Below are 25,560 nucleotides of genomic sequence, written 5' to 3'. Positions count from 1 at the left end.
AGATGACCGAGCACCGTCAAGGGTGGAATCCGGACAGACGTGTTCGCTGAACGGACACCGCGTCTCCCGGAGCCGGCTCACGCGTGTGCCGGAGCGTCGGGCGGAGGACCACGCGCCGGGGGCGCTCGTTCAGGGTGTTCTGCCTGCTCAACGCGATTCGCGCGCCGTGCTCCGGCCTCTTGGCGGGGTGTGCGGGTGGCCGCAGACTCCGAAAGGGCTCCCCACGGGGCCCGGCCATGACGTCCACGCAGCGCGAAACGAGAGGCCCTCCATGTTCCCGCTCCGCCTGTCCGCAGCATCCCTGTCCGCCGCGGCCCTCCTGCTGGCCGCCGCCTCCACGACCGCGTCCGCCCACCCGCACGACGAGCAGACGCACGGCACACGGACGCTCGGCACGCAGACCCACACCACCGTGCCGGCCATTACCGGCGGAGGCTTCGAGACGCCGGTGGTCCCGGCTTCGTCCCCCTTCAGCAGCTACACCGGCGGACAGGCCGTCGGCCCCTGGGCGTCCGGCGGCCACAGCGTCGACCTGACCTCCGACCGCCTGTGGGACGCCGCCGAGGGCAGCCAGTCGCTGGACCTGAACGGCAGTGCGGCCGGCAGCGTCTCGCAGGAGATAGCGACGCTCCCCCTGACCTCGTACATCGTCAGCTTCGAGCTGGCCGGCAACCCCGCCTGGGCTCCCGCCCTGAAGACGGGTGAGCTCAGAGTCGACGGCGTCCCGGTGAAGACGTTCTCCTTCGACATCACGGGCCACGGTTTCCGGAACATGGGCTACACGAGGCAGACCGCCGTCTTCACCAGCCTCCTGAAGACCTCCGTGACCCTCACCTTCGCCAGCAGCACTCCCGGGGTCGGCGGTCCGGTCATCGACGACGTGCGGGTCCACAGCTGTCTGCTGGTGCTCTGCCCGCCCGTCTCCTGACGCCGGACGCACGGGGGCCCGGACGCGTGGTGCCGGTCCGTGCCGCGTCGTCCCGCGCGGAGGGACCGCGACGACCCGGGGGCCGCGCCCTGCGCGCAGGGCGCGGCCGGGAGTGCGCCCGGGAGGCCGTCAGGGCCGCAGAGCCCTCAGCAGCAGGTCCGCCAGGTGGTCCGCGACCTCCTGCTGGGTGAGCGGGCCCTCCGGGCTGTACCACGTGGAGAGGTGGTGGACCGAGCCGAAGTGGTAGTCCACGACCAGGTCGGCCGGGGTCGCGGAGGAGAAGACACCGGTCCGCTGGCCCTCCTCGATCAGGGCACGGAACCGCTCGTGGTAGCGGCGGCGCTCGATCCGCACCTGCTTGTTCTTCTCCGGGCTCAGATGGTGCATGGAGCGGAAGAAGATCGAGGCGTCGTCGAGGTTCTCGATGGTCGTGACGACCACGTCCGCCGCCGCGTCACGCAGCCGCCGCTCGACGGGGGCGTCGGCGTTCGCGAAGGCGTCGAGCCGCTCCTGCTGGAGCCGCAGCACCCGGGCGTAGACCTCCTGGAGGAGGTCCTCCTTGGAACCGAAGTAGTGGTACAGCGCCCCCTTGGTGACCCCCGCCGCCTCGACGATCTCCTGCACCGAGGTGCGGTCGTAGCCCCGCTCCGCGAAGAGCCGGGTGGCGGCGGCCAGCAGCCTTTGGGGAACGGGCGTACCGTTCCCGTCCGTCGCCTTGGCCATGTGCCGCCACCTGCCCTCTCGTACCACGCGTGAACTGTTCTAACGGGGGGAACGCAGTTCCCGCCTGAGGATCTTCCCACTCGCGGTCTTCGGGAGTTCGGTCAGGATCTCCACTTCGCGCGGGTACTTGTACGCCGCCAGCCGCTCCTTGCAGTACGCGCCGAGCTCTCCGTCGGCGACCTCGGCCCCCGGCCGCAGGCTGACGTAGGCCCGTACGGTCTCGCCGCGGTAGGCGTCGGGAACGCCCACGACGGCGGCCTCGCGGACCGCCGGGTGGGTGTAGAGGACGTCCTCGACCTCCCGGGGCCAGACCTTGAAGCCCGAGGCGTTGATCATGTCCTTCTTGCGGTCGACGACGTAGAGCCAGCCCGCCGTGTCCATGAAGCCGATGTCCCCGGTGCGCAGCTCACCGCCCGGGAAGGCCGCCTCGGTGGCGTCGGGGAGGTTCCAGTAGCCGGAGACGACCTGCGGTCCCCGTACGGCGATCTCGCCCTGCTCGCCGAAGGGGACGTCGTCGCCCTGCTCGTCGATGATCCGGACCAGCGTGTCGGGCCCGGGCACCCCGACGGACAGCGTTCCGGAGACCGGGTCGACGGGGGCCTCGTGCTCCGGCGGCACGGACGCGCAGGGAGCGGTGCACTCGGTGAGGCCGTAGCCGTTGCGGATGTACGGGCCGAAGCCGTCGCGGAACTTCTCGACCAGCGCCGGCGGGAGCGGCGCACCGCCCGACGAGATCACCTTGAAGGAGGCGAAGTGCTCCCGGGTGACCCCGGGGTGCGCGGCCAGTGCCATGAAGGCGGTCGAGGGGCCCACGGTGTAGGCGGGGCGGTGCTCGGCGAAGGCCTCCAGGACGACGCTCGCCTCGAAGCGGTACGCGAGGACCAGGGTGCCCGCGTTGGCGATACAGGCGGCCAGCTGGCACACCATGCCGGTGATGTGGAACAGCGGGGCGAGCGCGAAGTAGGCGGAGCCCTCCTCGATGGGGTGTCCGGCGCGCTGCCGCTCGGCGTTGACCATGATGTTGCCCTGGGAGTTCATGGCGCCCTTGGGGGTGCCGCTCGTCCCGGAGGTGTAGCTGATCAGTGCGGTGTCCGACGCGGTGAGCTCCCGGCCCCCGGGCGCCGCGAGACCGAGACGGGCGACGGCCACCAGATCGGAGGCCCGGTCGCCGGGGCCGGGCGCGGGGAGCCTCTCGAAGCCGAGCACGCGCGGGTCGTCCGCCGACTGGAGGTCGAGCTCGCAGGCGGTGACGGCGATCCGGACGCTCGGGGCGGCCTCGGCGGTGTCCCGCAGATAGGACTCCCAGGCCCGGTCCGAGCAGATCAGCGCAGTCACCCCGGCGTCCTTCAGCACGTGCCCGACCTCGCCGGACTTGTACATCGGGTTGAGCGGGACGACCGTGGCTCCGGCCTTCCAGGCGCCGAGCAGGGCCAGCACGAAGTGCGGGGTGTTCTGGAGCATGATCGCGACCCGGTCGCCGTGCCGCAGCCCCTCGGCCGCGAGATGGCCCGCCACGGAGTCGGACAGCTCGTCGGTCTCGCGGTAGCTCAGGCGCCCGTCGAAGTAGGCGAGGGCGGTGTGGTCCGGGGCCCGGCCGACGGCCGCGCGGAAGGCGTGCACCATGGTCTCGGCCGGATGGACGGGGGCGAGCTGGGCCTCGCTGAGGAGGGCGGTCCAGGGCTTCGCGGCGTAGATCGACCCGGTCATGCTCCCGCCTCCTCCCACTTCTGCTGCAAGTGGTTCATGTTGCCGAGCCAGTGGTCCGGGTCCTTGGCGCGGGCGCGGTAGTAGCCGGCCACCTCGGGGTGCGGCAGGACCAGGAAGCGGTCCTGCTCGATGGCCTCGAACAGGGCGTCGGCGACCGCCTCGGGCTCGATGGCGGTCGGGGCGAGGACGAGGTCGCCCGCGGAGCCGGCCGCGGTGAGCATGTCCGTGCGCACGCCCTGGGGGCAGATCGTGTGGACCTTGACGCCCCGGTGCCGGTAGGTCAGCGAGAGCCACTCGGCGAAGGCGACGGCGCCGTGCTTGGTGACGCTGTACGGGGCCGCCCCGATCATCGTCAGCAGCCCGGCCGCCGAGGCCGTGGAGACGAAACGGCCGCTGCCGCGCTCCAGCCACTCGGGCAGCAGGGCTCTGGCCGCGCGGACGTGCGCCATCACGTTGACGTCCCAGGCCCTGGCCCAGACGTCCTCCTCCGCGAAGGCGTCCCCGCCCGACGCGAGGCCGGCGTTGGCGCAGTAGACGTCGATCGTGCCGCCGAGCGCGTCCCGCGCGGCCTCCACGATCGTGGAGGCGTCGCCCGCCACGACGGTGCCGCCGATCTCCTCGGCGAGGGGCTTGATCCGGTCGGCGTCCAGGTCGTTGACGACGACCCGTGCGCCCTCCGCGGCGAACTTGCGGGCCAGCGCGGCGCCGATGCCGCCTCCGGCTCCCGTTACCACTACGCCAGCGCCCTGCACCGTGCTCATCGGTCCCGCCTCTCTCAGCCGTCTTCCCCGGCAGACTAACCAGTCGGTATGTGATCCGGGAAGGGGTTCGGGGCAGGACTGGGAATCTGCCCAGTCATGGCCGTTCCGTGTGGCCCGCACCCGCGCTAGCGTGCGTGACCATGACAGTCGGCGCGATCATGGAGGTAGCGGAATGACCCTGACCAGACGTGGTGTGCTGGCCGCCGGCGGTGCGATGGGGGCCCTGGCCGCGACCGCCGGGCCCGGGACCGCATCGGCCGCGGGCCGGGGTTCCGGGGCCACGCGCACCCGGGTCCGCACCGGCTTCGACCGGCTGGCCGCCGACGGCTACGGGCTGCTCGCCGGGCAGAAGGTCGGCATCGTCACCAACCCCACCGGGATCACCTCGGACGTCGGCCACATCGTCGATGTGATGCACCCCGACGACCGGGTGGACCTGACCGCCGTCTTCGGCCCGGAGCACGGCTTCCGCGGGACGGCGCAGGCGGGCGGTTCGGAGGGGCGCTACGACGACCCGGCGACGGGGCTGCCGGTCTACGACACGTATCTGAAGAGCGGTCAGCCGCTCGCCGACGTCTTCACCGCGTCCGGTGTGGACACCGTGGTGTTCGACATCCAGGACGCGGGCGCCCGCTTCTACACGTACATCTGGACGCTGTACGACTGCATGGAGGCGGCGGCGCTCGCGGGCAAGCGGTTCGTCGTCCTGGACCGGCCCAACCCGGTGACCGGGCGGGCGGCGCTGGGGCCCGTGCTCGATCCGGCCTTCGGCACGTTCGTGGGGCGCCGGGAGATCTCCCAGGCGCATGGCATGACGGTGGCGGAGCTGGCCCTGCTCTTCGACGGGGAGTTCCTGACGGCCCGGCCGCTGGAGCTGGACGTCGTGAGGATGTCCGGCTGGCGGCGGTCCGACTTCTTCGACGAGACGGGCCTGCCGTGGGTGCCGCCGAGCCCGAACATGCCGACGCCCGAGACCGCGCTGGTCTACCCGGGCACCTGCCTCTTCGAGGGCACCAACCTCTCGGAGGGGCGCGGGACGACACGTCCGTTCGAGCTGCTGGGCGCGGAGGGCGTCGACCACCGGTGGGCGGCGGCGGCGAACGCGCTGGAGCTGCCCGGGGTCGCCTTCCGTGAGGCGTACTTCGCGCCGACGTTCTCCAAGTTCCAGGGCAGGACGGTGGGCGGGGTGCAGGTGCACGTCCAGGACCGCGAGGTCTTCGACCCGGTCCGCACGGGCATCGCACTGCTGGTGACCGCGAAACGGTCGTGGAGCGGGTTCGCGTGGCGTGCGGACAACTGGATCGACAAGCTCACGGGCAACACGCGCGTCCGCACGATGATCGACGCGGGTGCGGACACGGACGAGGTCGTGGGCGCCTGGTCGGCGGATCTGGCGGCGTTCCGCGCGAAGCGCAAGGAGTACCTGCTCTACCGGTGACGGGCCGGCGGGTGCCGCCGTACGGACCGGGAGGCCCCGGTCCGTACGGCACTCGCGCCCCGGTCAGCGGTGCGAGGGGAACTCCACGACCTGCTGGTACGTCGGCCGGTTCTGCCAGTGCAGGGACTTCTGCGAGATCCCGCCCAGCGGCCGGTGCACGATGGAGTCGGTGCACCACTGCTGTCCCGCCGAGCAGCTGTCGTCGGCGGGGTAGACCGTGGCCGCCGGAACGGCCGCCGCCTCCTTCAGGGTGCTCAGGAGTGCCGCACGGCAGCTGCTGAGGTCACCGTTGCCGCAGTACGTCTTCGCCAGCGGCCCCTTGACGGACTGTCCGAGCACCTGGCGCAGGTCCTTGTCGGCGAAGCCCCACCAGCCGTACTGGAAGGCGGACCCGCTGTGCGCCCCGCTCGGCCCGTGGCTGGCGGCCGGTGACTCGTCCGTGGCCAGGTTCGCGGTCAGCGCCGACCAGAGCCCGTCGCCGAGCCCCGGCCGGAACTCCGCCTCGATCAGCCTCGGCCACCACGCGTCCATGATCCGTACCGCGTCCGCGTGGGTGTACGTGTGCGATCCCGGGCTGGTCTCCTTGCGCTGCGCGCCCGCCGCCCGCCAGGAGTCGAGCTGCTGGACCACCGCGTCGAGCGCCGGGTCGGTGACCGGCTGGGAGCGCAGCACCTTCAGCAGTTCGGGCAGCAGCTGTTCTCCGCGCAGGTCGGTGAGCGCCGCTTCCGCCATGGCGCGGGTGAGGGAGGCGCGGGTCACGCCGCCGTCCGCGACGAGTGCGGACACCCGGTCGTCGAGCAGATCGCCCCGGTGCACCGAGCCGAAGCCGAACGCCGCGGTGGAGTAGTCCCGGGCCTGACGGTTGTTCCAGGAGATGTAGTAGTCCTGGCCGCTGGAGTGCGGGTGTTCGGCGAAGGGCGTGTAGTCGGTGGTGTTGGCCGCCGGGTCGTAGCCCCGCCACTCGTACGCCTTCTCGGCCCTGACCGGCAGGGCGGCGTCCACTCCGGCCGCGCGCACGGGGTTCATCCCGCTGTTGTAGTACGACGTCGTGCGCGAGTCCGCGTAGAACCAGTTGAAGGCGTAGTCGATGTGGCTCGCTGCCTGCTGGAAGGAGGCCGCGTCCGTCACGTACGCCGGGTCGTTGAGCATCTGGAAGCCGATGATGGAGTCGGCCTCGTGGCGGTAGGTGGTGCGAAGCGAGGTGTAGGCGACGGGCTTGCCGTCCACCGTGGCCCGGTGGGTGACGATGCCGTAGCCGGTCCTCCACACCTGCATCCGGTAGGAGCCCGCGGCGGTGGAGTCGGCGACGGTGGGCTTCCAGGAGTTGGTGCGCTCCAGCTTCTCCATCGCGGTGCAGGCGCCCCGGAAGCGGTAGTGCGTGGACGCCTTGGTGGGCGTGGAGCCGTCGGGCTCGCAGAGTTCGACGGCGTACGTGTCGGTGATGTCCTGGGCGGCCGAAGTGGCGCTCCAGGCGTAGTCCTGGCCGCGGCCCATCTGGATGTACATGCCGACGCCCGCGAAGGAGACACCGCGTGCGCTGATGCCGGGGCCCTGGAGCTCCTGGAGCATCATCAGCTGCGGGGCGAAGTAGCCGGTCTGGGGGCCCATGACGGCGATCGGGTTCCCGCTCGCGGTGTGCTTCCCGGAGACCAGCAGCGCGTTGGACATGCCCCGCTTCTGGGCGCCGTCGCCCGAGCCGGGCAGCGAGCCCTCGGGGATGACCCCGTCGTCGTACATGCCCTGGGCGGCCTTGAGGTTCGCCGGGGCGTCGACGGGGTCCTTCCTGTTCGTGCCCGCCGAGCCGGTGCGGTCGTGGATCAGCGGTTCGGCGGTGACGGAGCCGGCGTCGGGCAGGGCGGTGCCGCGCGCCTGGTCGGGCTTGGTCGCGTACGGGAAGCTGGTGCCGTCGTGGACGGTCAGGACGGCTTCGGGGTCGTTGCGCTGCCGGAAGGACTCCCAGACGCGGGTGCCCTCGGCGACGCCGTACTTCTGCTGGGCGGCGAGCAGGGAGAGCGCGGCCTGGACCTCGCCGCCGCCTCCGCCGCCGAACTGTCCGCCGACGACCGAGGCGATCGAGATCAGGTCGGTCAGCTTGAACGGCTGGATCTCGCCCACGTTCGTGATGGAGTCGATCTTCCCGGTGAGGACGTACTCGCCGGGGAAGTAGCGGCCCTTCTTGGATTTCTCACGGTAGGCGTTGATGCCGTCGACATAGGCCTGGGCGTCGGCCATGGCCTGTTCGCCGCGTGCGCCCTCGGTGGCCCTGATCCGCTCGACCTGGGCTTCGAGATCCGCCTCGGTGTAGGGGGCCTGCGGCCAGAACTGCTGCTCCAGGCCCTGGTTGGCGAGCGCTCCCCCGGCGAACGAGGTCAGCTCGCCCCGTCCGATGTGCCGGAAGAGGTCCATCAGCCAGAGCCGGTCCTGGCCGGCGGCGAAGCCGGCGCCGAACTCGGTGCCGTAGCGGGTGGTGCCCTTGATGTGGGGAACGCCGCTCTTCTTGTCCCGGGTGATGGTGACGTCCGACCGGGGCGAGATGACGGACTCCACCTGGCCGGCGGCGACTCCGAAGGAGGCGTCGTTGAAGAAGTCGTTCAGCTTCTGGTCGGTGAGGCTCGTATGGCCCGCGACCAGGCCGTTGTAGCGGTCGAGCTGGTCGTCGCTGTGCGCGGGGTGGGTGCCGAACGCCTTGTTGCCGAGGATCTCGACGAGGGTGGCGTTGCCGTTCTCACCGGGCGGCAGGATGTCCGCGCACTGACTGCCGCAGTGGTCGGTGACCGCGAGGGTCTCCGTTTCCGCCGCTCCGGCGCTGGGGACCGAGGCGAGAAGGGACGTGCCGAGTGCGAGAACCGCGGCGGCCGCGGCGGTTCTGAGGGTGCGGGTGCGTGGGGGCATGCATGCTCCTCCGGGTGGACGGTGCGCCGGAGGTTACTGGCGGTACGCCCCGCCGGTAAGATGAACATCAGTCACTTTTTCCGAATCGCCACACGCCGGTTCACCCTCTCGCACATGGCCTCACATGGACCATCTCGATCCGTGGACGGTTTTCACCTTTCGATGGAGCCGAATCGGGCAGTCGTACGTCCATCCCTTGACGCCGAAGTACGACCGACGGAGGTGGCAGTGCCATGGCCGGTTTCCGGAGTCTCGCGAGACAGGTCCGCGACCCACGGGGCGATCTGGCTTTGCGGCGGTACTCGCTGCGCAAATGCCTGGAACGATTCGCCCCCTACGGGCACCGGGCGACCTGGGACCATCTGTGCGCCCGGCACGGCATGGAGCCCGAGGACCGGGCCCCCGACCCGGCGCGCCTGATCCGCGCACTGGAGGAACTGGAGGAGGCGCGGGCCGTCTGGCTCGCGTACGAGACGGGCTTCGCCGAACGGCGGCGCCGCGAGAAACACGACGGGCTGCGCAGGCCCGGCACCTTCGACGACTGGCACCGGCTGACGTGGGGCGGCAACGGGATCGCGCACTGCGACGATCCGGGGGTCCACCCGAACGCACCGCTGGCCGAGGTCCTGGGCAGGCTGATAGCGGCCCTCGGCGCGAAGCCCGGCGCGGTCTGCCCGGTCTGCGCCGGGACCGGGATCGTCTGGCGGCAGGACCTGGAACGCGAACCATGGTCGGGGCCGGTCTGCACGGGGTGCGGCATCCTCGTCCCCAGGCCGGTGCTGACGGCGGGCGCGCTGGCCCGGGCCGGAGGCGGCCACACCCGGAATCTGACCGCGTCGGCGGCCTGAGGGACGCGGGCACGCAAAGGGGCCGCCCGGAGCACGGCCGGGTTCAGGAGCGGTCCGTCGCGCCCCGCCGTTCGGGCATCAGGCGCGAGCCGGCCATCCTGTCGCCGAACGCGTCGTCGGGGTTGGACAGCACACAGGTCTCCAGCGAGAGGCAGCCGCAGCCGATGCAGTCGCTGAGGTGGTCCCGCAGCCGCCCGAGCTGCTTGATGCGCTCGTCCAGCTCCGAGCGCCAGGCGCGGGAGAGCCGCGCCCAGTCCTCGTGGTTCGGCGTGCGCTCCTCCGGGAGCTCGGCCAGCGCCTCCCTGATCGTGGCCAGCGGGATGCCCACCCGCTGGGCGGCACGGACGAACGCCACCCGGCGCAGCGCGTCCCGCGTGTAGCGGCGCTGGTTGCCGCTGGTGCGGCTGCTGCTGATCAGGCCCTTGGCCTCGTAGAAGTGCAGGGCCGACACCGCGGCGCCGCTGCGCGCGGAGAGCTGGCCGACGGTGAGTTCTTGGCATGTCTGCGGAATCTGTGGCACTCCCCGAACCCTAGCGGCCGCGCCTCGGCCCCGGCCGCCCGCTTCGAAAACCCCACCGGTCCGTCGTTGACAGGGGCGCGCGGCCCAACCATGCTGAGCAAGCGCTTAGACATCGCCCCGGGAGTGGGCGGCCGACAGCCGGAAGGCAGGGACCAGGAACATGGCAGAGCCGAAGATCTTCACGTCCGCACAGGAGCTGCTGGACGCGGTGGGCGAGCAGCTCGGGCACAGCGACTGGCTGGAGATCGAGCAGAAGAGGATCGACCAGTTCGCCGAGGCCACGGGCGACCACCAGTGGATCCATGTGGACCCGGAGCGCTCCGCGAGCGGCCCCTTCGGGACGACGATCGCGCACGGCTATCTGACGCTGTCGCTGCTGCCCGTGCTCGTGCCGCAGATCCTTCAGGTCGACGGCGCGAAGATGGGCATCAACTACGGGACCAACAAGGTCCGTTTCCCTTCGACGGTCCCGGTGGGCTCCCGGCTGCGTGCCACGGCCGTGCTCAAGAACGTCGAGGAGGCGGGCGGCGGCGTACAGGTGACCGCCCTGGTCACGGTCGAGCGCGAGGGCGGCGACAAGCCGGCCTGCGTCGCGGAGTCGGTGTCGCGCTACTACTTCTGAGCCGCTGCCGGACAGCAGCCGCCGGGCCGGTGCGTGCGCGGCCGGCGGCCGCGGACCCCGCGGCCACCGGCCGCGCCGCCGCTCGCGGAGTGCGCCGGGCCCGCGGGAGCGCCCGGCGTCAGCTCCGGCCGGCCGGCGTCACTTCTGGGCGCCCACCATGCGCAGGACGAGGTCCGCGTAGAGGGTGCCGACCTCCTCCGGCGTCCGGCTGCCCTGCGCGCTGAACCAGCGCGCCACGTCGATACAGAGGGAGAGCACGGCGAGCGTGGTGCCCGGGACGTCGGGCACGTCGAACTCGCCCGCCCGGACGCCCTCCCCGATGATGCGGCGCACCACGGCGTCGCTCCTCCTGCGCAGGGCGACGATCTCCGTACGGTGCTCGTCGCCGAGCGCCTCCAGCTCGTACTGCACGACCCGGGCCGTGGTGTGCCGCTCCGCGTGCCAGCGGACGAAGGACCGGACCGCGTCGGCGAGCCGGTCGGCCGCCGTCCCGTCCTTCTCGGCCGCCGTCTCCAGGAGGAGCAGCGCCCGGTCGTGACCGATCCTGCTGATCCGGTGGAGCAGCTCTTCCTTGGTCTTGTAGTGGATGTAGAGAGCGGCCGGGCTCATCCCGGCGCGGCCTGCGATGTCACGGGTGGTGGTCGCGTGGTAGCCGCGCTCGGCGAAGGCCTCGACCGCCGCGACGAGCAGCCTCCTGGCCGCCTCGGGTGTGACCTCGCTCCACGGCGTGTCGTCGCCGTGGGTCTCCTCCGCCGTGCTCATCGCCACGTGCCCCTTTCCGCTGGCAGGACGAACACCATACCGCGAACCTGAGCAAGCGCTTAGAGCGCTCGTGGGGTGAGACGTCAGAGCTTCTGGAAGGGGTCGTGCTCGGCGAGGATCTTCTCCAGTCTGGCCTGGTCGACGCGGCTGACGATCTGGCCGGCCTCCTGGCGGTCCCTGATGACCTTGGCGAGGGTGAAGCAGGACGTGACGAGATAGAGGACGCCGATGGCGAGGAAGGCCCGCACCCAGGCGTCGGCGTCGAGGAAGAAGATACCGAGGGCCACCGCGCCCATCGCCACTCCGAAGGAGAGGACGGCCTGGCCGTAGAAGGCGGCGGTGCTCTGCTGCTTGACCGATGTCGTGTCACTCATGCCGCACAGCATCCGGCGCGGTGGCGTACGCCGGTATCCGCCGGCGTACTCATCCGGTACTCAGTACGTGCCCCTGGCCTCAGAAGGCGGAGACCCCCGTCAGCGCACGGCCGATGATCAGCTTCTGGATCTGGCTGGTGCCCTCGTACAGCGTCATCACGCGCGCGTCCCTGACCAGCTTGCCGACCGGGTACTCGTCGATGTAGCCGTAGCCGCCGAACACCTGGAGGGCGTTGTTCGCGGCCCGGACCGCTGCTTCGGAGGCGAACAGCTTGGCCGTGGAGGCGGCCGTGGCGAAGTCCTGGCCGCGGTCGATCAGGTCGGCGACGCGCCAGGTCAGCATCCGGGCGGCGTCGACGTCCACGGAGATGTCGCTGATGAGCTCCTGGACGAGCTGGTAGCTCGCGATGGACTTCCCGAACTGCTCACGCTCGCCCGCGTAGCGCACGGCGGCGTCCAGAGCGGCCTGGGCGATGCCGACGCAGCCCGCCGCGACCGACATCCTGCCCTTGGCCAGGGCGGACATGGCGATGGAGAAGCCCTTGCCCTCCGGACCCAGGAGGGTGGAGGCGGGCACCCGGACGTCCTCCAGCACCAGTTCGGCGGTGGCCTGGCCGCGCAGCCCGAGCTTCCCGTGGACCGTGCGCCGGGTCAGCCCGGGGGCGTCGGCCGGCACCAGGAAGGCTGAGACGCCCCGGTGTCCCGGGGTGTCGTTGGTACGGGCGAACAGCAGGACGACATCGGCCCAGGTCCCGTTGGTGATGAACATCTTCGAGCCGTTGATGACGTAGTCGTCACCGTCCCGCACGGCCCTGGTGCTGAGATTGCCCGCGTCGGAGCCGGTGCCGGGCTCGGTGAGACCGAAGCAGCCGACGGCCTCGCCGGCCGTGAGCTTCGGCAGCCACTGCCGCTTCTGCTCCTCGTCGCCCCAGGAGGCGATCGTCTTGGCGACCAGACCGAGGGAGACGGACACGATGCCGCGGACCGAGGAGTCGCCCCGGCCGAGCTCCTCCGTCACCAGGCAGTAGGCGAGGTGGTCGCCACCGGAGCCGCCGTACTCCTCCGGAATCGTCAGCCCGAGGAAGCCGAGGGCACCCAGCTTCTTCACGATCGACTTGTCGACACTCTCGGCCCGTTCCCACTCGACGACATGCGGGGTGATCTCCCGCGCGACGAAGTCCTCGGCGAGCTGCCGGACGGCATCCTGCTCCTCGCTCAGCTCCAGGTTCATCCTGCGACACCCCACTTTAAATTAGCACTGCTAGTTTTTCGCTTGCAGGCCCTACTATGTGCCGCATGGCCCGACCGCGCAAGCCCCTCCTCAGCAGAGACCGCATCGTCGAGGCGGCGAGCGCGCTCGTGGACGCCGAGGGACTGGACGCGGTGTCGACCCGCCGCCTCGCCGCCGAGCTGGGCGTCAGCGGGCCCTCGCTCTACAACCACTTCCGGAACAAGGACGAGATCCTCGACGCGGTCGCCGACGCCGTGTCCGCACAGGTCGACCTGTCGATGTTCGAGGAGTCCGACCCCAGGGACTGGCCCGCCGCCCTGCACGACTGGGCCGTCTCCTACCGCGCCGCGCTCGCCGCGCACCCGCACATCGTCCCGGTGCTCGCCCGGGGCCCCGGCCGCCGTCCGGCCGGTCTGCGGGTGGCCGACGCGGTCTTCGGCGCGATGGTCGAGGCGGGGTGGCCGCCCGCGCAGGCGACGTACATCGGCGCCCTCATGCGCTACTTCATCACCGGCTCCGCGCTCGGCTCCTTCGCCCGGGGTTTCGTCGACGACGAGACGGCGTACGACCCCGCCGACTATCCGCACCTCGGCCAGGCCCACCTGCTGGCCGACCGTCGCCAGCAGGTCGACGAGGGCGCCTTCGAGACGGGCCTGCGGGCCCTGCTGGACGGCCTCGCGCTCCAGTACGAGGAGACGGTCGCCACCCGCACGGTTCGGCCCGCGCCGAACGGTGCCTGACGCATCCTGGACGCATGGCCCGTACGAGACCGAACGATCCCGCCGTGCCCCGGCTCGCGGCGCTGGCCGCACTGCTGGCCGACGAGACCCGCGCCTCCTTCTGCCTCGCCCTGCTCGACGGGCGGTCCTGGACGGCGGGTGAGCTGGCCCGGAGCGCGGGGGTGGCGCCGTCCACGGCGAGCGAGCATCTGGGGAAGCTGGTCGAGGGCGGCCTGCTCACCGAGGAACGCCAGGGCCGTCACCGCTACGTACGGCTGACCGACGGGCGGACCGCCCAGCTGATCGAGGAACTGGCCGCCCACGCCGCCCCGCGCGCCGCGCATCCCCCGCGCAGCCTGCGCGAGGCGAGCCTCCAGCACGCGCTGGCCCGGGGGCGGACGTGCTACGACCACCTCGCCGGGCGCCTCGGCATCCGGATCACCGACGCGATGACCGAACGCGGACTGCTGCGGCAGGACACCGGCTTCGCGCTGACCGACGAGGGCCTGGAGTGGTTCGGCGGCCTCGGTGTCCGCCTCGGCACGGCGTCACGGCGTCCGCTGGCGCGCGGCTGCCTGGACTGGACCGAACGGCGGCCGCATCTGGCGGGAGCCTCGGGCGCCGCCCTGTGCCGGCACGTGCTGGACGCCGGGTGGTGCGAACGGGTCGGGACGGGACGGGCGGTGCGCCCGACGCCTGCCGGGCTGCGCGCGTTCTCGCTGCATCTGGGCATCGAGCCCGCGACGCTTGCCGGCGGATGACAATTCGGTACGCGCCGAACGGTTCCCGCCCTACCGTCGACCCCATGACGACACCTGCAGCGCGCCCCGCCGCGCCGGACACCGCGGAACGCGACTGGCGGGCCCCTGCCGCCGCGTGCACCACGGTCGTCCTCTGGGCCTCCGCATTCGTCTCCATCCGCAGCGCCGGCGAGGCGTACTCACCAGGAGCGCTGGCGCTGGGCCGGCTGCTCGCCGGCACCCTGGCGCTCGGCGCGATCCTGCTCGTGCGCCGCGAGGGGCTGCCGTCCCGGGCGGCATGGCCGGGCATCATCGGCTCGGGCCTGCTCTGGTTCGGGCTCTACATGGTGGCGCTCAACTGGGGTGAGCAGCTGGTCGACGCGGGCACCGCCGCGATGCTGGTGAACATCGGCCCGATCCTGATCGCCCTGCTCGGCGCCGGGCTCCTCGGCGAGGGACTCCCCCGCAGACTGCTCGTCGGGATGGCCGTCTCGTTCGGTGGCGCGGCGGTGGTCGGGCTCTCCATGTCGGAGCACGGGGGTTCGTCGGTCCTGGGCGTCGTGCTCTGCCTGGTGGCCGCGGTGACGTACGCCGGTGGCGTGGTCAGCCAGAAGCCCGCGCTCCGGCACGGATCGGCCCTGCAGATCACCACGTTCGGCTGCCTGATCGGCACGGTCGCCTGTCTGCCGTTCAGCGGCGTGCTGGTCTCCGAGGCGGCCGACGCCCCGCTGTCCGCCACGCTGAACATGGTCTACCTCGGGGTGTTCCCGACCGCGCTGGCCTTCACCACCTGGGCGTACGCCCTGGCCAGGACGACCGCGGGCCGGATGGGCGCGACGACGTACGCGGTGCCCGCCCTGGTGGTGCTGATGTCGTGGCTGCTGCTGGACGAGGTGCCCGCGCTGCTGACCGTCGCGGGCGGGCTGCTCTGTCTGGCGGGGGTCGCGGTCTCGCGGACGCGCTCACGCCGCGCCCGGGCGGCGGCGGAACCCGCGCACTGAGGCGCAGGGGGACCGGCCCGTCCGTGCGCGTCGCCGTGCGTGGAGTGCCGTCCCCGGGGGCCGGGCCTCCCGAGCCGAGGCCCGGCCGCCGGGCGTGCGGCCGGTGCCTGCGGCGGGGCCGCGTGTCGTGCGGCCCCGCCTTTCGTGGCGTCGGCTAGAACACGACCAGCGCGCGTCCGCCCTTGCCGGCGATCATGTTGTCGAACGCGGCCGGGATGCCGTCCAGCGAGATCCGTTCCGTCACCATCATGGACAGGTCGAACCGGCCCGCGCGGATGTGCTCGGCGAGCACCGGGAGGTCGCGTGCCGGGTCGCTGTTCCCGTAGACGCAGCCGGTGAGGGAGCGGCCCCAGTGGAAGATCTCCAGCGCGTTGAAGGTGACCTGCTGGTCCTTGCCGCCGATGCCGACGACCGTCGTACGGCCGCCCCGGCGGGTGGACTCCCAGGCGCCGCGGATCGTCGCGGGGCGGCCCACGCATTCCACGGCGACATCGGCGCCCTGACCGCCGGTGAGCTTGCGGACGGCGCGCGGGGTGGTGTCGGAGGCGATGACGTAGTCGGTGGCGCCGGCCCGGCGGGCCAGCTCCTCCTTCTCCGGTGACACGTCCACGGCGATGATCTTCGACGCCCCGGCGATACGGGCGGCCTGGAGGACCGCGAGGCCGACCCCGCCGATGCCGAACACGACGACGCTCTCGCCCTCGCGCACCCGGGCCGAGTGGTGGACCGCGCCGTAGCCGGTCAGGACCGCGCAGCCGAGCAGGGCCGCGTCGTCGAGCGGGATGCCGGCCGGGGCGGGCAGCACGCAGTTGGCGGCGACGACGGTCTCCTGGGCGAACGCCGCGACGTTCAGGCCGGGGTGGAGCTCGGTGCCGTCGGCCGTGCGGGCGTGGATGTTCGCCGCGCCCTTGAGCGCGTCGGCGCAGAGCCAGACCTCGCCGATCCCGCAGTGGAAGCACGCCCCGCAGGACGGCGCCCAGTTGAGGACGACGGGGTCGCCAGCGGCGACGTGGGTGACGCCCTCGCCCACGGCCAGCACGGTGCCCGCGCCCTCGTGGCCGAGGACCGCGGGCACCGGCAGGCGCATCGTGCCGTTGGACAGGGACAGGTCGGAGTGACAGACACCGGCGGCGGCGAGGCTGATGCTCACCTGGCCGGGACCGGGCTCCGGGAGTTCGATGTCGGTGATCTCCAGCGGAGCTCCGACAGCGGGCAGTACGGCGGCGCGGACCACGAACAGACTCCTCGGTGGATCGGTGGGATCGGCGGGGATCAGAACTGCAGGGACTTGGTCTGGAGGTACTCGGAGAGGCCGTGCGGGCCGAGTTCGCGGCCCACCCCGGACTGCTTGTAGCCGCCGAAGGGAGCCAGCGGGTTGAAGCGCCCGCCGTTGATGTCCACCTGGCCGGTGTCCATGCGGCGGGCGAAGGCCACGGCCTCCGCGTCGTCCGCGCCCCAGACGGCCCCCGCGAGTCCGTAGACGGTGCCGTTGGCGATCCGCAGCGCGTCGTCCGTGTCCTCGTACCGGAGGATCGAGAGCACCGGGCCGAAGATCTCCTCCTGCGCGATGGTCATGTCGGGGGTCACGTCGGCGAAGACGGTGGGGCTGACGTAGTAGCCCTGTTCCTTCGGCGCCTCGAGGCCTCCTGCGACGAGGCGGGCGCCCTCCTCGATGCCCTTCTCGATGTAACCCCGCACCCGGGCCTGCTGCTTGGCGTTGACGAGGGGGCCGACCCGCTCCCCCGGTACGTACTTGGCGACGGCGGTGGCGGCGAGGTCCACGGCCTCCTCGTAGCGCTCGGCGTCGACCAGCATCCGGGTCCAGGCGCTGCACGTCTGGCCGGAGTTGGACATCACGTTGGCCACACCGACGTTGACGGCCTTGGCGAGGTCGGCGCCCGGGAGGATCACGTTGGCGGACTTGCCGCCGAGCTCCAGTGCGACGCGCTTGACGGCCGCTCCCGCCGTGGCGCCGATCTGCTTGCCCACAGCCGTGGAACCGGTGAAGGAGACCAGGTCGACGCCCTCGTGCTCGGCGAGCGCCTGTCCGGCGACCGCGCCGATCCCGGTGACCAGGTTGAAGACGCCCGGGGGCAGTCCCGCCTCGTGGGTCGCCTCGGCGAAGAGCTGCGCGGTGAGCGGGGTGTCCTCGGCGGGCTTCAGGACGACGGTGCAACCGGCGGCGAGCGCCGGGGCCACCTTGGCGACGATCTGGTGGAGCGGGTAGTTCCAGGGCGTGATCGCGCCGACGACACCGACGGGTTCCAGCAGGACGGTGGAGTTGCCCAGCTTCTCCTCGAAGGAGTAGGAGGCGGCCAGTTCGGCGTACGAACCGGCGACCAGCACCGGCACTCCCGCGTGCACCATCTGGGACAGCGCAAGCGGCGAGCCGAGTTCGGCGGTGACGGTCTCGGCGATCTCGTCCTTGCGGGCGGCGAGCACGTCACGCAGGGCGCCGATCCTCGCGGCGCGTTCGGCGGGCGGGGTGGCCGCCCAGCCGGGGAACGCGGCGCGCGCGGCGCGAACCGCGGCGTCGACGTCCTCGGCGGTGCCCGCGGGGACGTGCCCGACGACCTGCTCGTCCGCCGGGTTCAGGACCGCGATCGTGTCCTGGCCCGAGGCGGGCCGCCACTCCCCGCCGATGTACATCCCGTCATGCGCCTTCATGCTGTTCCTCCCGGGCTCGCTGTGCCTGCCGCCGAAGCCGTGCGTCGTACGGACGGATGCCGTCCCGGGCCCAAACTAGCGCTGTTAGTTTTTGGGCGCCAGGGAACTGCCGGAGACACAGGTCACGCACCGACCACGGCAACCGTCCCACGCCGGGCGGGCCGGTGTCCGGGGCGCGGCGGGGCGGAATCCAGCGGGGCGGGACTTCAGGAGCCGGGGATCAGGAGGCGTCCCGCTCGGCGCGGGGCCGTTCGACGCCGGATGCCTCGGCTCGGGGTGCCTCGGCTCGGGATGCCTCGACGCCGGGTGCCTCGACGCCGGGTGCCTCGGCTCGGGGTGCGGGCGCCTCGGCGGCCGGTACCGGCGCCTTGCGTCCGCCGCCCCGCAGGCCGAGTCCCGCCGCCCCGACCAGCAGCACGCCCAGCATCACGAACGGGGCGGCGGTGCCCGCCACTCCGGCGATCAGCCCGGCCGAGGCGGGCGCGGCGACCTGGCCGAGCCGGTTGCCGGTGAGCCTGAGCGCGAGCGCGGTGGAACGGGCCGCCTCGGGCGCGGCCTGGACGACGGTGGTCATCGAGAGCGGCTGGCCGACGCCCAGGCAGAAGCCGAGCACGGCCAGCATCACAGCGAGGCCCCACACGGGGACGGGCAGGGCGATCGCCGCGCAGAGGAGCCCGCCGAGCAGGCAGGTCGTGGAGAGCAGGGCGGCCCTGCCCACCCTGCGCAGCATCGGCGTCATGACCAGCCGGCACGCGATGGTCGCGGCGGCCCGCAGGCTGAGCAGCAGCCCGACGGTGGCGGGTGCGATGCCCCGGTGCTCGCCGACGACCGGCAGGTAGGCGGTGAGGATGTCGGTGGCGCTGAGCACGGCGAGGCTGATGAAGATGCCGGCCGGGACACCCCGGGTCCGCAGGATGGCGCCCACGGGCACCTTCTGCGCCTCCTTCCGGGCGGTCACGGCGGTGCGCCGGTGCTCGATGCGCCAGAGCGAGGTGAGGGAGACAGCGGCGACGACCGCCGAGACGAGCAGGGCCAGGGCGCTCGTGCGCGCCATCGCACCGTCCTGCTCGGAGATGACGAAGCCCGCGGCGATCGGCCCGACGAGCTGGCCGAGGGAGGCCCCGATGGTGAAGTGGCCGAAGTTGCGGTCCTGGTCGGCGGGGGCCGACTGCCGGGCGACGAGCGACTGGGCGCCGATGACGAAGCAGAGGTGGCCGAGGCCCATGACCCCGCTCCACGCCGCCAGCGCGGCCAGGGAGCCCGAGGTGCCGCTGAGCGCGCAGCCGCCGCCGATCAGGAGGACCCCGACGGGCAGCAGCGGCGCGCAGCGGCCGTGGTCCGTGCGCCGGCCCAGCGGTACGGCGGCGAAGAGCGGCAGCAGTGCGTAGACACCGGCGATGACGCCGATCGCCCGCTCGTCGGCGCCCAGCGAGAGGGCCCGGTAGGAGACGGCGGGCCGCGCCATCGACACCGCCCCCTGCGCGAAGGCGAAGGCGATGACGAGGCGCAGCAGCCAGCCCCTGCCGGGCCGGGGTTCCGGAGGCATCAGATGATTCCGAACAGGATGCCCGCGCCGAGCACCACCAGCGAGGTGAGCACGGCCCACTTGACGGTGAACCGGGTGTGGTCGCCGAACTCGACCTTGGCCATGCCGACCAGGACGTAGACGGCGGGCACGAGCGGGGACGACATGTGCAGCGGCTGGCCCGCGATGGAGGCGCGGGCGATCTCCAGGGGGGAGACGCCGTGGGCGGCGCCGGCCTCGGCAAGCACGGGCAGGACTCCGAAGTAGAAGCCGTCGTTGGACATGAAGTACGTCAGGGGGAGGCTCAGCAGACCGGTGACCAGGGCCATGTGCGGGCCCATGCCGTCGGGAACGGCCCCGACGAGCCAGTCCGCCATGTGTTCGACCATACCGGTGCCGGTGAGCACGCCGGTGAAGACGGCGGCGGCGAAGACCATGCCGGAGACGTTGAGCACGTTGTCGGCGTGGGCCGCGATCCTGGCCCGCTGGTCGGGCATGTGGGGGAAGTTGACGGTCAGGGCGAGGGCCGCGCCGAGCAGGAAGAGCACCGGGATCGGCATCAGTTCGAGGATCATCGCGGCCAGCAGGACGACGGTGAGACCGGCGTTGAACCAGTAGAGCTTGGGACGCAGGGTGGACCGGTGGGGGTCGAGCCCCTTGAACTCCTCGTCCGCCTCCGCGTCTTCGGCGCCGCCCGTACCGCTCGAGGTCCCGGCCCCGGTGCCCTTCGGGGCCTTCGTGAGCCGGTCCCCTCCACCGCCCGCACCGACCAGGACAGTCTCGGGCTCGGTGACCAGCGCCTCGTCGAGGGTGAGCATGCCGAGCCGCTTGCGCTCGCGGCGGCCGAGGACGCAGGCCAGCAGGAGGACGGCGAGCAGGCCGACGGCGAGGGCCGGGATCATCGGGACGAAGATGTCGGCCGCGTCCACCTTGAGGGCGGTGGCGGCACGGGCGGTGGGACCGCCCCAGGGAAGGGTGTTCATGACACCGTTGGCCGTGGCGGCGACACCGGTCATCACGACCAGGCTCATCTTCAGCCGCTTGTAGAGCGGATACATCGCCGAGACGGTGATCATGAAGGTGGTGGAGCCGTCGCCGTCCAGCGAGACCACCGCCGCGAGCAGCGCCGTGCCGATGACGATCCGCATCGGGTCTGCCTTGCAGAAGCGCAGGATGCCCCGGACGACCGGGTCGAAGAGGCCGACGTCGATCATCACGCCGAAGTAGACGATGGCGAACATCAGCATCGCCGCGGTCGGCGCGAGGTTGCCGACCCCTTCGATGACGTAGTCACCGAGCTTCGCGCCCTGTCCTACGGCCACGCAGAACAGGGCGGGGATCAGGACCAGCGCCGCGATCGGCGACATCTTCTTCGTCATGATCAGGACCAGGAAGGTCGCGATCATGGCAAAGCCGAGAATTGTCAACATATGGGATACCTAACGTTCACCTTTGAACCCTGACCGAAGCCGGCGGTCCGGATGACGTTAGGTGCCCCCAATCGGCGTTAACAAGATGTTGACGTGTGAGCAATACGAGCAAAACCCCAGGTCAACGAGTTGACGTCACGGAGACCGGGACGGCGCCGCGCACCGCGGTCACGGAGACGGGGACGGCGTTGAGCACCGAGGTCCCGGACAGCGGGTCCAGCAGGCTGCCGTCCAGGAGCTGGTTCACATTGACGCCGGGATCGGCACCGGCCACCGTCAGACGGGTGCCCGCGCGGCTGTGGCCCCAGCCGTGCGGGAGGCTCACGACCCCGGTCCGTACCGAGTCGGTGATCTCCGTGGGCGCCTCGACCTCCCCGCCCGCCGCGCTGATCCGGGCCGTGTCCCCTTCGGCGAGACCGAGCCTGGCCGCGTCCTCGGGATGGATCTGGAGGGTACAGACATTCGAACCGCCGCGGAGCGCCGCGACGTTGTGCAGCCAGCTGTTGTTGGACCGCAGATGGCGGCGGCCCACGAGGACCAACCCGGCGGGCCGGGCGCCGAGCGAGGCACGCAGCCGGGGCAGGTCGGCCGCGATGGGCTCGGGGAAGAGCTCGATGCGGCCGGTGCGGGTCCTGAGGACCTGCGGGACGCGCGGCTTGAGCGCACCGAGGTCGATCCCGTGCGGATGCGCGAGGAGCTGCTCCAGCGTGAGGTCGTACGGTCCCATGCGCAGCATCAGGTCGAGGCGGCGCTCGGCGCCGGTGAGGCCGGTCAGTTCGGCCGCGAGGGTCTCGGGTGCGCCCGCCTTGGCGAGCGTCGCCGCGATGACCAGGTCGTCGACGGACTCGGGCGGCGCGCCGTGGTTGCCGCCCACGGCGAGGACGAGCCGGGCCAGGATCTCGCACTCGTCCATCCCGCCCTCCTCCAGCGGCACGGCGGCCCTGCCGTACCGGACCTGGTTGCGGACGGCCAGGGAGTTGAGGGCGAAGTCGAAGTGAGCGCTCTGCGAGGGCGGCGGCGGGGGCAGTACGACATCGGCGTGGCGAGCGGTCTCGTTGAGATACGGATCGACGCTGACCATGAAGTCGAGGCCGTCGGCGAGCGCCCGGTCGAGCCGGTCCCCGTCGGGGGCGGAGAGCACGGGGTTGCCCGCGATGACGACGAGGGCGCGTATGCGGCCCTCCCCCGGGGTCTCGATCTCCTCGGCCAGCGCGGCGACGGGCAGTTCGCCCTTGGCCTCGGGGTGTCCGGAGACCCTGCTCCTCCAGCGGCCGAGGGCGAAGCCCTTGCCGGGGGCCGCGGGACGGGGCGCGCGGCCGGTGGCGGAGAGCGGGAAGAGGGCCCCGCCGGGGCGGTCGAGGTTGCCGGTGAGGATGTTGAGTACGTCGACGAGCCAGCTGGCCAGCGTGCCGTGCTCGACGGTGCAGCTGCCGATGCGCCCGTAGACGGCGGCGGAGGGCGCGGCGGCCAGTTCGCGGGCGATCCCGCGGATGGTGTCCGGCTCCAGGTCGCAGGCGGCCGACACCGCCTCGGGGGTGAAGTCGGCCATGGCCTCGGCCAGTTCGTCGAAACCGTCCAGGTGCTCGGTGAGCGTCCCGGGGTCGGCGAGCTTCTCCTCCAGGAGGACCTGGGTGAGTGCGGCGAGCAGGAGGGCGTCGGTGCCGGGCCGGATCGCGGCGTGCCGGTCGGCGAGGCGCGCGGTGCGGGTGCGGCGCGGGTCGATGACGGTGAGGGTGCCGCCGCGCCGGCGCAGGGCCTTGAGCTTGCCGGGGAAGTCGGGGGCGGTGCACAGACTGCCGTTGGACTCCAGCGGGTTGGCACCGATCAGCAGCAGATGGGCCGTACGGTCCAGGTCGGGTACGGGGATGGCCTGGGCATCGCCGAAGAGCAGCCCGCTGGAGACGTGCTTGGGCATCTGGTCCAGGGTGCTGGCGGTGAAGACGTTGCGGGTGCCGAGCGCGGCGAGCAGCAGCGGCGGATAGAGCCCGCCGGCCATCGTGTGCACGTTGGGGTTGCCGAGGAAGACGCCGACGGCCTGCTTGCCGTGCTCGTCGATCAGTGCCGTGATCTTCGCGGCGATCACGTCGAAGGCCTCGTCCCATGTCGCCTCGCGCAGGACGCCGTCCGTGCGGACGAGCGGGGTGCGCAGCCGGTCGGGGTCGGCGTCGAGCCCGCCGAAGGAGGCGCCCTTGGGACAGATGAAGCCCTGGCTGAAGACGTCGTCGCGGTCACCTCGGGCACCGGTCACCGTGGTCCCCTCGATGGTGAGGGTCAGCCCGCAGGTGGCTTCGCAGAGCGGGCAGACACGCAGGGCGGTGCGGGAATCGTGGGACATGGGTCCTCCCCGGGGCGGCGGCAGCGGTGGCGCGCGGGCGTGATCCGGCCGCCCGCCGCCCGCACGGCGGACGCGGGCTCCGGCCGCACCGAGCATACCGACCGGTACGGATGGAGGCGAGACGCGGACGCCACCGGTTCCGGGCCTCGCGGCGGGGGACGGGGCTCCCGAACAGGGACGGGGCTCCCGGCAAGTAACGAGGCTCCCGGCGAGGGGCGGGGCGGGCGAGGGTCATGCCACCCGGCCGGGAAGGAGCCTCCCGTCCGGATCAGGCCAGGACACGCGCCAGATACGCCTGGAGCAGCACCCGGGTCTCCGCGATCAGCTCGGGGTCGCCCTCCGGGTCGGAGCGGAAGGCGAGCTGGAGCAGGGCGTCGGCCGCCTGCACGGAGACCAGCACCGTCCGGAGCAGCCCGGCATCCGACAGGGCTCCGTCGCCGCCCCGCCCGAGATGGCCGGAGAGCAGCCCGGCCAGCCGGTCCGCGACGCGCCGGTTCGCCTCGTCCTGCGGACCGGCGACGGGCGCGGGAGGCCCGAAGTCGACGAGGGCGAAGCCGGGGACGGAGCGCTTCATCGCGAGGTACTCGTCGAGCACGGCGTCGATGGCCGCCCGCCATTCCCGCTCCGGTATCGCCTCCAGTCTGGCGACGACCCGCCCCGCGTAGACGTCGAGGTTGCGCTCGGCCAAGGCGTCGACGAGGGCCCGCTTGTTGGGGAAGAAGCGGTAGACGGAGCCGATGGGCACCCCGGCACGGTCGGCGACCGCCCGGGTGGAGAGCAGTTCGTAGCCGGTCTCGTCGAGCAGTTCCGCACCGGCGTCGAGGATCCGGGCGAGCCGGTCGGCGCTGCGCTGCTGCACGGGGACGCGTCGGAGGTTCGTATGAGCGTGGGACACGGACCCCATGATGCCCGTATGCCGTTGACGGGCAACGTTTCGATTCCTACGGTGATGCATAGGATTCTTCGTCAGGGGATCCATGGGATTCCTCATCCACGGGAGCGCATGATGAGTGGCATCGAGCAGGCGAGGAAGACGGCACGGGGCCTCGGCCACAGTCCCGGCTTCGGCAACGAGCACAGCTCGGAGGCCGTCCCCGGCGCCCTGCCGCACGGCCGCAACTCCCCCCAGCGCGCCCCTCTCGGGCTGTACGCGGAACAGCTCAGCGGCTCCGCGTTCACCGAACCCCGTGCCCGCAACCGCCGGTCCTGGCTCTACCGGATCCGTCCCTCGGCCGCCCATCCCGCCTTCGTCCGCATCGACAACGGCGCCCTGCGCAGCGCGCCGTTCACCGAGTCGGTGCCCGACCCCAACCGGCTGCGCTGGGACCCGCTCCCCGAACCCGCGTCCGGCACGGACTTCCTGACCGGCCTGTGGACGCTGGGCGGCAACGGCGACGTCACCCGGCGCACCGGCATGGCCGTGCATCTCTACAGCGCGAACGCCTCCATGACCGACCGGGTCTTCAGCGACTCCGACGGCGAGCTCCTGATCGTCCCCGAGCGCGGCGGACTGCTGCTCCGCACCGAGCTGGGCCTGCTGGCCGCCGGTCCGGGCCAGGTGGCGCTGATCCCGCGCGGCGTGCGCTTCCGCGTCGAGCTGCTGGACGCCACCGCCCGCGGCTATGTCTGCGAGAACTACGGGCAGCCGTTCGTCCTGCCCGACCTGGGCCCGATCGGCGCCAACGGCCTGGCGAACGCCCGGGACTTCCTGGCGCCCGTCGCCGCGTACGAGGACCGCGAGGGCCCGGTCGAGGTGGTCAACAAGTTCTGCGGAAACCTGTGGTCGGCGACGTACGGCCATTCACCGCTCGATGTCGTCGCCTGGCACGGCAACCACACTCCGTACGTCTACGACCTGCGCCGCTTCAACGTCATCGGCACGATCAGCTACGACCACCCCGATCCGTCGATCTTCACCGTGCTGACCTCGCCGTCCGACACCCCGGGCCTGGCCGGGGTCGACTTCGTCGTCTTCGCCCCGCGCTGGCTGGTCGGAGAGGACACCTTCCGCCCGCCGTACTTCCACCGCAATGTGATGAGCGAGTACATGGGCCTCATCGAGGGCGCGTACGACGCCAAGGCGGGCGGCTTCGTGCCGGGCGGCGGCTCCCTGCACAACATGATGTCGGCGCACGGCCCGGACCGTGAGACCTTCGACCGGGCGAGCACCGCGGAGCTGGAGCCGCAGAAGATCGACGACGGCCTCGCCTTCATGTTCGAGACCCGCTGGCCCGTCACGGCGACCGCGCAGGCCGCGGGCGCCGGCCATCTCCAGCGCGGATACGACGAGGTGTGGCAGGGTCTGAGCCGCAACTTCCGGCCGTGACACCGCGCGGC

Annotated in this window: 22 protein-coding genes; 8 read left to right on the top strand and 14 right to left on the bottom strand. The window is 72.0% G+C overall.

Annotated features, from left to right (window positions below; genetic code table 11):
* Window positions 1–271 precede the first annotated feature (271 nt).
* Window positions 272–928 carry a DUF642 domain-containing protein gene (locus tag AMK10_RS28780; RefSeq protein WP_073751288.1) on the top strand — a complete coding sequence of 219 codons (657 nt, stop codon included), beginning with the start codon at window positions 272–274 and terminating at the stop codon, window positions 926–928.
* A 129-nt stretch (window positions 929–1,057) separates the two neighbouring features.
* On the opposite strand, the gene AMK10_RS28775 is transcribed toward AMK10_RS28780, so the two are convergent.
* From AMK10_RS28775 to AMK10_RS28765, 3 genes are read right to left on the bottom strand one after another with little or no spacing between them, the layout of a single operon-like run.
* Window positions 1,058–1,651 carry a TetR/AcrR family transcriptional regulator gene (locus AMK10_RS28775; protein ID WP_073751287.1) on the bottom strand — a complete coding sequence of 198 codons (594 nt, stop codon included), beginning with the start codon at window positions 1,649–1,651 and terminating at the stop codon, window positions 1,058–1,060.
* 39 nt (window positions 1,652–1,690) lie between these two features.
* The gene (locus tag AMK10_RS28770) at window positions 1,691–3,358 is read right to left on the bottom strand and encodes an AMP-binding protein (protein ID WP_073751286.1); all 1,668 of its coding nucleotides are present in this window, start codon (window positions 3,356–3,358) and stop codon (window positions 1,691–1,693) included.
* The gene (locus AMK10_RS28765; RefSeq protein ID WP_073751285.1) at window positions 3,355–4,119 is read right to left on the bottom strand and encodes an SDR family oxidoreductase; all 765 of its coding nucleotides are present in this window, start codon (window positions 4,117–4,119) and stop codon (window positions 3,355–3,357) included. The genes AMK10_RS28770 and AMK10_RS28765 overlap by 4 nt, the downstream gene beginning before the upstream one ends.
* Window positions 4,120–4,291: 172 nt before the next feature.
* On the opposite strand from AMK10_RS28765, the gene AMK10_RS28760 reads away from it, so the two are divergent.
* Window positions 4,292–5,557 carry an exo-beta-N-acetylmuramidase NamZ family protein gene (locus AMK10_RS28760; RefSeq protein ID WP_073751284.1) on the top strand — a complete coding sequence of 422 codons (1,266 nt, stop codon included), beginning with the start codon at window positions 4,292–4,294 and terminating at the stop codon, window positions 5,555–5,557.
* Between the two features lie 63 nt (window positions 5,558–5,620).
* Here AMK10_RS28760 and AMK10_RS28755 read toward each other — a convergent pair whose 3' ends face one another.
* Window positions 5,621–8,449, bottom strand: a complete 2,829-nt coding sequence (locus AMK10_RS28755) for a penicillin acylase family protein (protein WP_073751283.1) — start codon at window positions 8,447–8,449, stop codon at window positions 5,621–5,623.
* Between the two features lie 233 nt (window positions 8,450–8,682).
* Between AMK10_RS28755 and AMK10_RS28750 the strand changes: the two genes are divergently transcribed.
* Entirely contained in the window at window positions 8,683–9,297 is a 615-nt protein-coding gene (locus tag AMK10_RS28750) for a hypothetical protein (RefSeq protein ID WP_073751282.1), read from the top strand.
* A 43-nt stretch (window positions 9,298–9,340) separates the two neighbouring features.
* Here AMK10_RS28750 and soxR read toward each other — a convergent pair whose 3' ends face one another.
* Window positions 9,341–9,817, bottom strand: coding sequence for a redox-sensitive transcriptional activator SoxR (gene soxR / locus AMK10_RS28745; RefSeq protein ID WP_073751281.1), 477 nt, complete (start codon window positions 9,815–9,817; stop codon window positions 9,341–9,343).
* A gap of 160 nt (window positions 9,818–9,977) precedes the next feature.
* Here soxR and AMK10_RS28740 point away from each other — a divergent pair, with 160 nt between their 5' ends.
* On the top strand, window positions 9,978–10,439 hold the full coding sequence (locus AMK10_RS28740; protein ID WP_073751280.1) for a MaoC family dehydratase: 462 nt from the start codon (window positions 9,978–9,980) through the stop codon (window positions 10,437–10,439).
* A gap of 138 nt (window positions 10,440–10,577) precedes the next feature.
* Here AMK10_RS28740 and AMK10_RS28735 read toward each other — a convergent pair whose 3' ends face one another.
* From AMK10_RS28735 to AMK10_RS28725, 3 genes are all read right to left on the bottom strand, one after another.
* Entirely contained in the window at window positions 10,578–11,201 is a 624-nt protein-coding gene (locus AMK10_RS28735) for a TetR/AcrR family transcriptional regulator (protein WP_073751984.1), read from the bottom strand.
* Between the two features lie 83 nt (window positions 11,202–11,284).
* Window positions 11,285–11,575, bottom strand: coding sequence for a YiaA/YiaB family inner membrane protein (locus tag AMK10_RS28730; protein WP_073751279.1), 291 nt, complete (start codon window positions 11,573–11,575; stop codon window positions 11,285–11,287).
* Window positions 11,576–11,654: 79 nt separating this feature from the next.
* A complete protein-coding gene (locus AMK10_RS28725; RefSeq protein ID WP_073751278.1) occupies window positions 11,655–12,806 on the bottom strand; it encodes an acyl-CoA dehydrogenase family protein in 1,152 nt (383 codons plus the stop codon).
* Between the two features lie 65 nt (window positions 12,807–12,871).
* On the opposite strand from AMK10_RS28725, the gene AMK10_RS28720 reads away from it, so the two are divergent.
* Genes AMK10_RS28720 through AMK10_RS28710 form a run of 3 tightly spaced genes read left to right on the top strand, consistent with a single transcriptional unit; the run spans window position 12,872 to window position 15,266 of the window.
* Window positions 12,872–13,546, top strand: coding sequence for a TetR/AcrR family transcriptional regulator (locus tag AMK10_RS28720; protein ID WP_073751277.1), 675 nt, complete (start codon window positions 12,872–12,874; stop codon window positions 13,544–13,546).
* A gap of 14 nt (window positions 13,547–13,560) precedes the next feature.
* Window positions 13,561–14,286 carry a helix-turn-helix domain-containing protein gene (locus tag AMK10_RS28715; RefSeq protein ID WP_073751276.1) on the top strand — a complete coding sequence of 242 codons (726 nt, stop codon included), beginning with the start codon at window positions 13,561–13,563 and terminating at the stop codon, window positions 14,284–14,286.
* Window positions 14,287–14,330: 44 nt separating this feature from the next.
* Entirely contained in the window at window positions 14,331–15,266 is a 936-nt protein-coding gene (locus AMK10_RS28710; RefSeq protein ID WP_073751275.1) for a DMT family transporter, read from the top strand.
* 154 nt (window positions 15,267–15,420) lie between these two features.
* Here the strand turns inward: AMK10_RS28710 and AMK10_RS28705 are convergent, their stop codons facing one another.
* The 6 genes from AMK10_RS28705 to AMK10_RS28680 form a co-directional block, all read right to left on the bottom strand.
* A complete protein-coding gene (locus tag AMK10_RS28705) occupies window positions 15,421–16,500 on the bottom strand; it encodes a Zn-dependent alcohol dehydrogenase (RefSeq protein WP_073751274.1) in 1,080 nt (359 codons plus the stop codon).
* A 38-nt stretch (window positions 16,501–16,538) separates the two neighbouring features.
* Complete coding sequence (locus tag AMK10_RS28700) at window positions 16,539–17,933, bottom strand: aldehyde dehydrogenase family protein (RefSeq protein ID WP_073751273.1); 1,395 nt, start codon at window positions 17,931–17,933, stop codon at window positions 16,539–16,541.
* Between the two features lie 220 nt (window positions 17,934–18,153).
* Entirely contained in the window at window positions 18,154–19,479 is a 1,326-nt protein-coding gene (locus AMK10_RS28695) for an MFS transporter (protein WP_073751270.1), read from the bottom strand.
* Window positions 19,479–20,888: a CitMHS family transporter gene (locus AMK10_RS28690; protein ID WP_073751268.1), complete on the bottom strand. Its 1,410-nt coding sequence runs from the start codon at window positions 20,886–20,888 to the stop codon at window positions 19,479–19,481. The genes AMK10_RS28695 and AMK10_RS28690 overlap by 1 nt, the downstream gene beginning before the upstream one ends.
* 121 nt (window positions 20,889–21,009) lie before the next feature.
* The gene (locus AMK10_RS28685) at window positions 21,010–23,223 is read right to left on the bottom strand and encodes a molybdopterin oxidoreductase family protein (protein WP_073751266.1); all 2,214 of its coding nucleotides are present in this window, start codon (window positions 23,221–23,223) and stop codon (window positions 21,010–21,012) included.
* Between the two features lie 268 nt (window positions 23,224–23,491).
* Complete coding sequence (locus AMK10_RS28680; RefSeq protein WP_073751264.1) at window positions 23,492–24,127, bottom strand: TetR/AcrR family transcriptional regulator; 636 nt, start codon at window positions 24,125–24,127, stop codon at window positions 23,492–23,494.
* A 102-nt stretch (window positions 24,128–24,229) separates the two neighbouring features.
* Here AMK10_RS28680 and hmgA point away from each other — a divergent pair, with 102 nt between their 5' ends.
* Window positions 24,230–25,549, top strand: coding sequence for a homogentisate 1,2-dioxygenase (gene hmgA, locus AMK10_RS28675; protein WP_073751262.1), 1,320 nt, complete (start codon window positions 24,230–24,232; stop codon window positions 25,547–25,549).
* Window positions 25,550–25,560: the final 11 nt, after the last annotated feature.

It is taken from the genome of Streptomyces sp. CB02058 (assembly GCF_001905505.1).
Lineage (GTDB): Bacteria > Actinomycetota > Actinomycetes > Streptomycetales > Streptomycetaceae > Streptomyces.
Note: the sequence above shows the minus strand (reverse complement) of the source record. Positions and strands in the feature narration are given on the sequence as shown.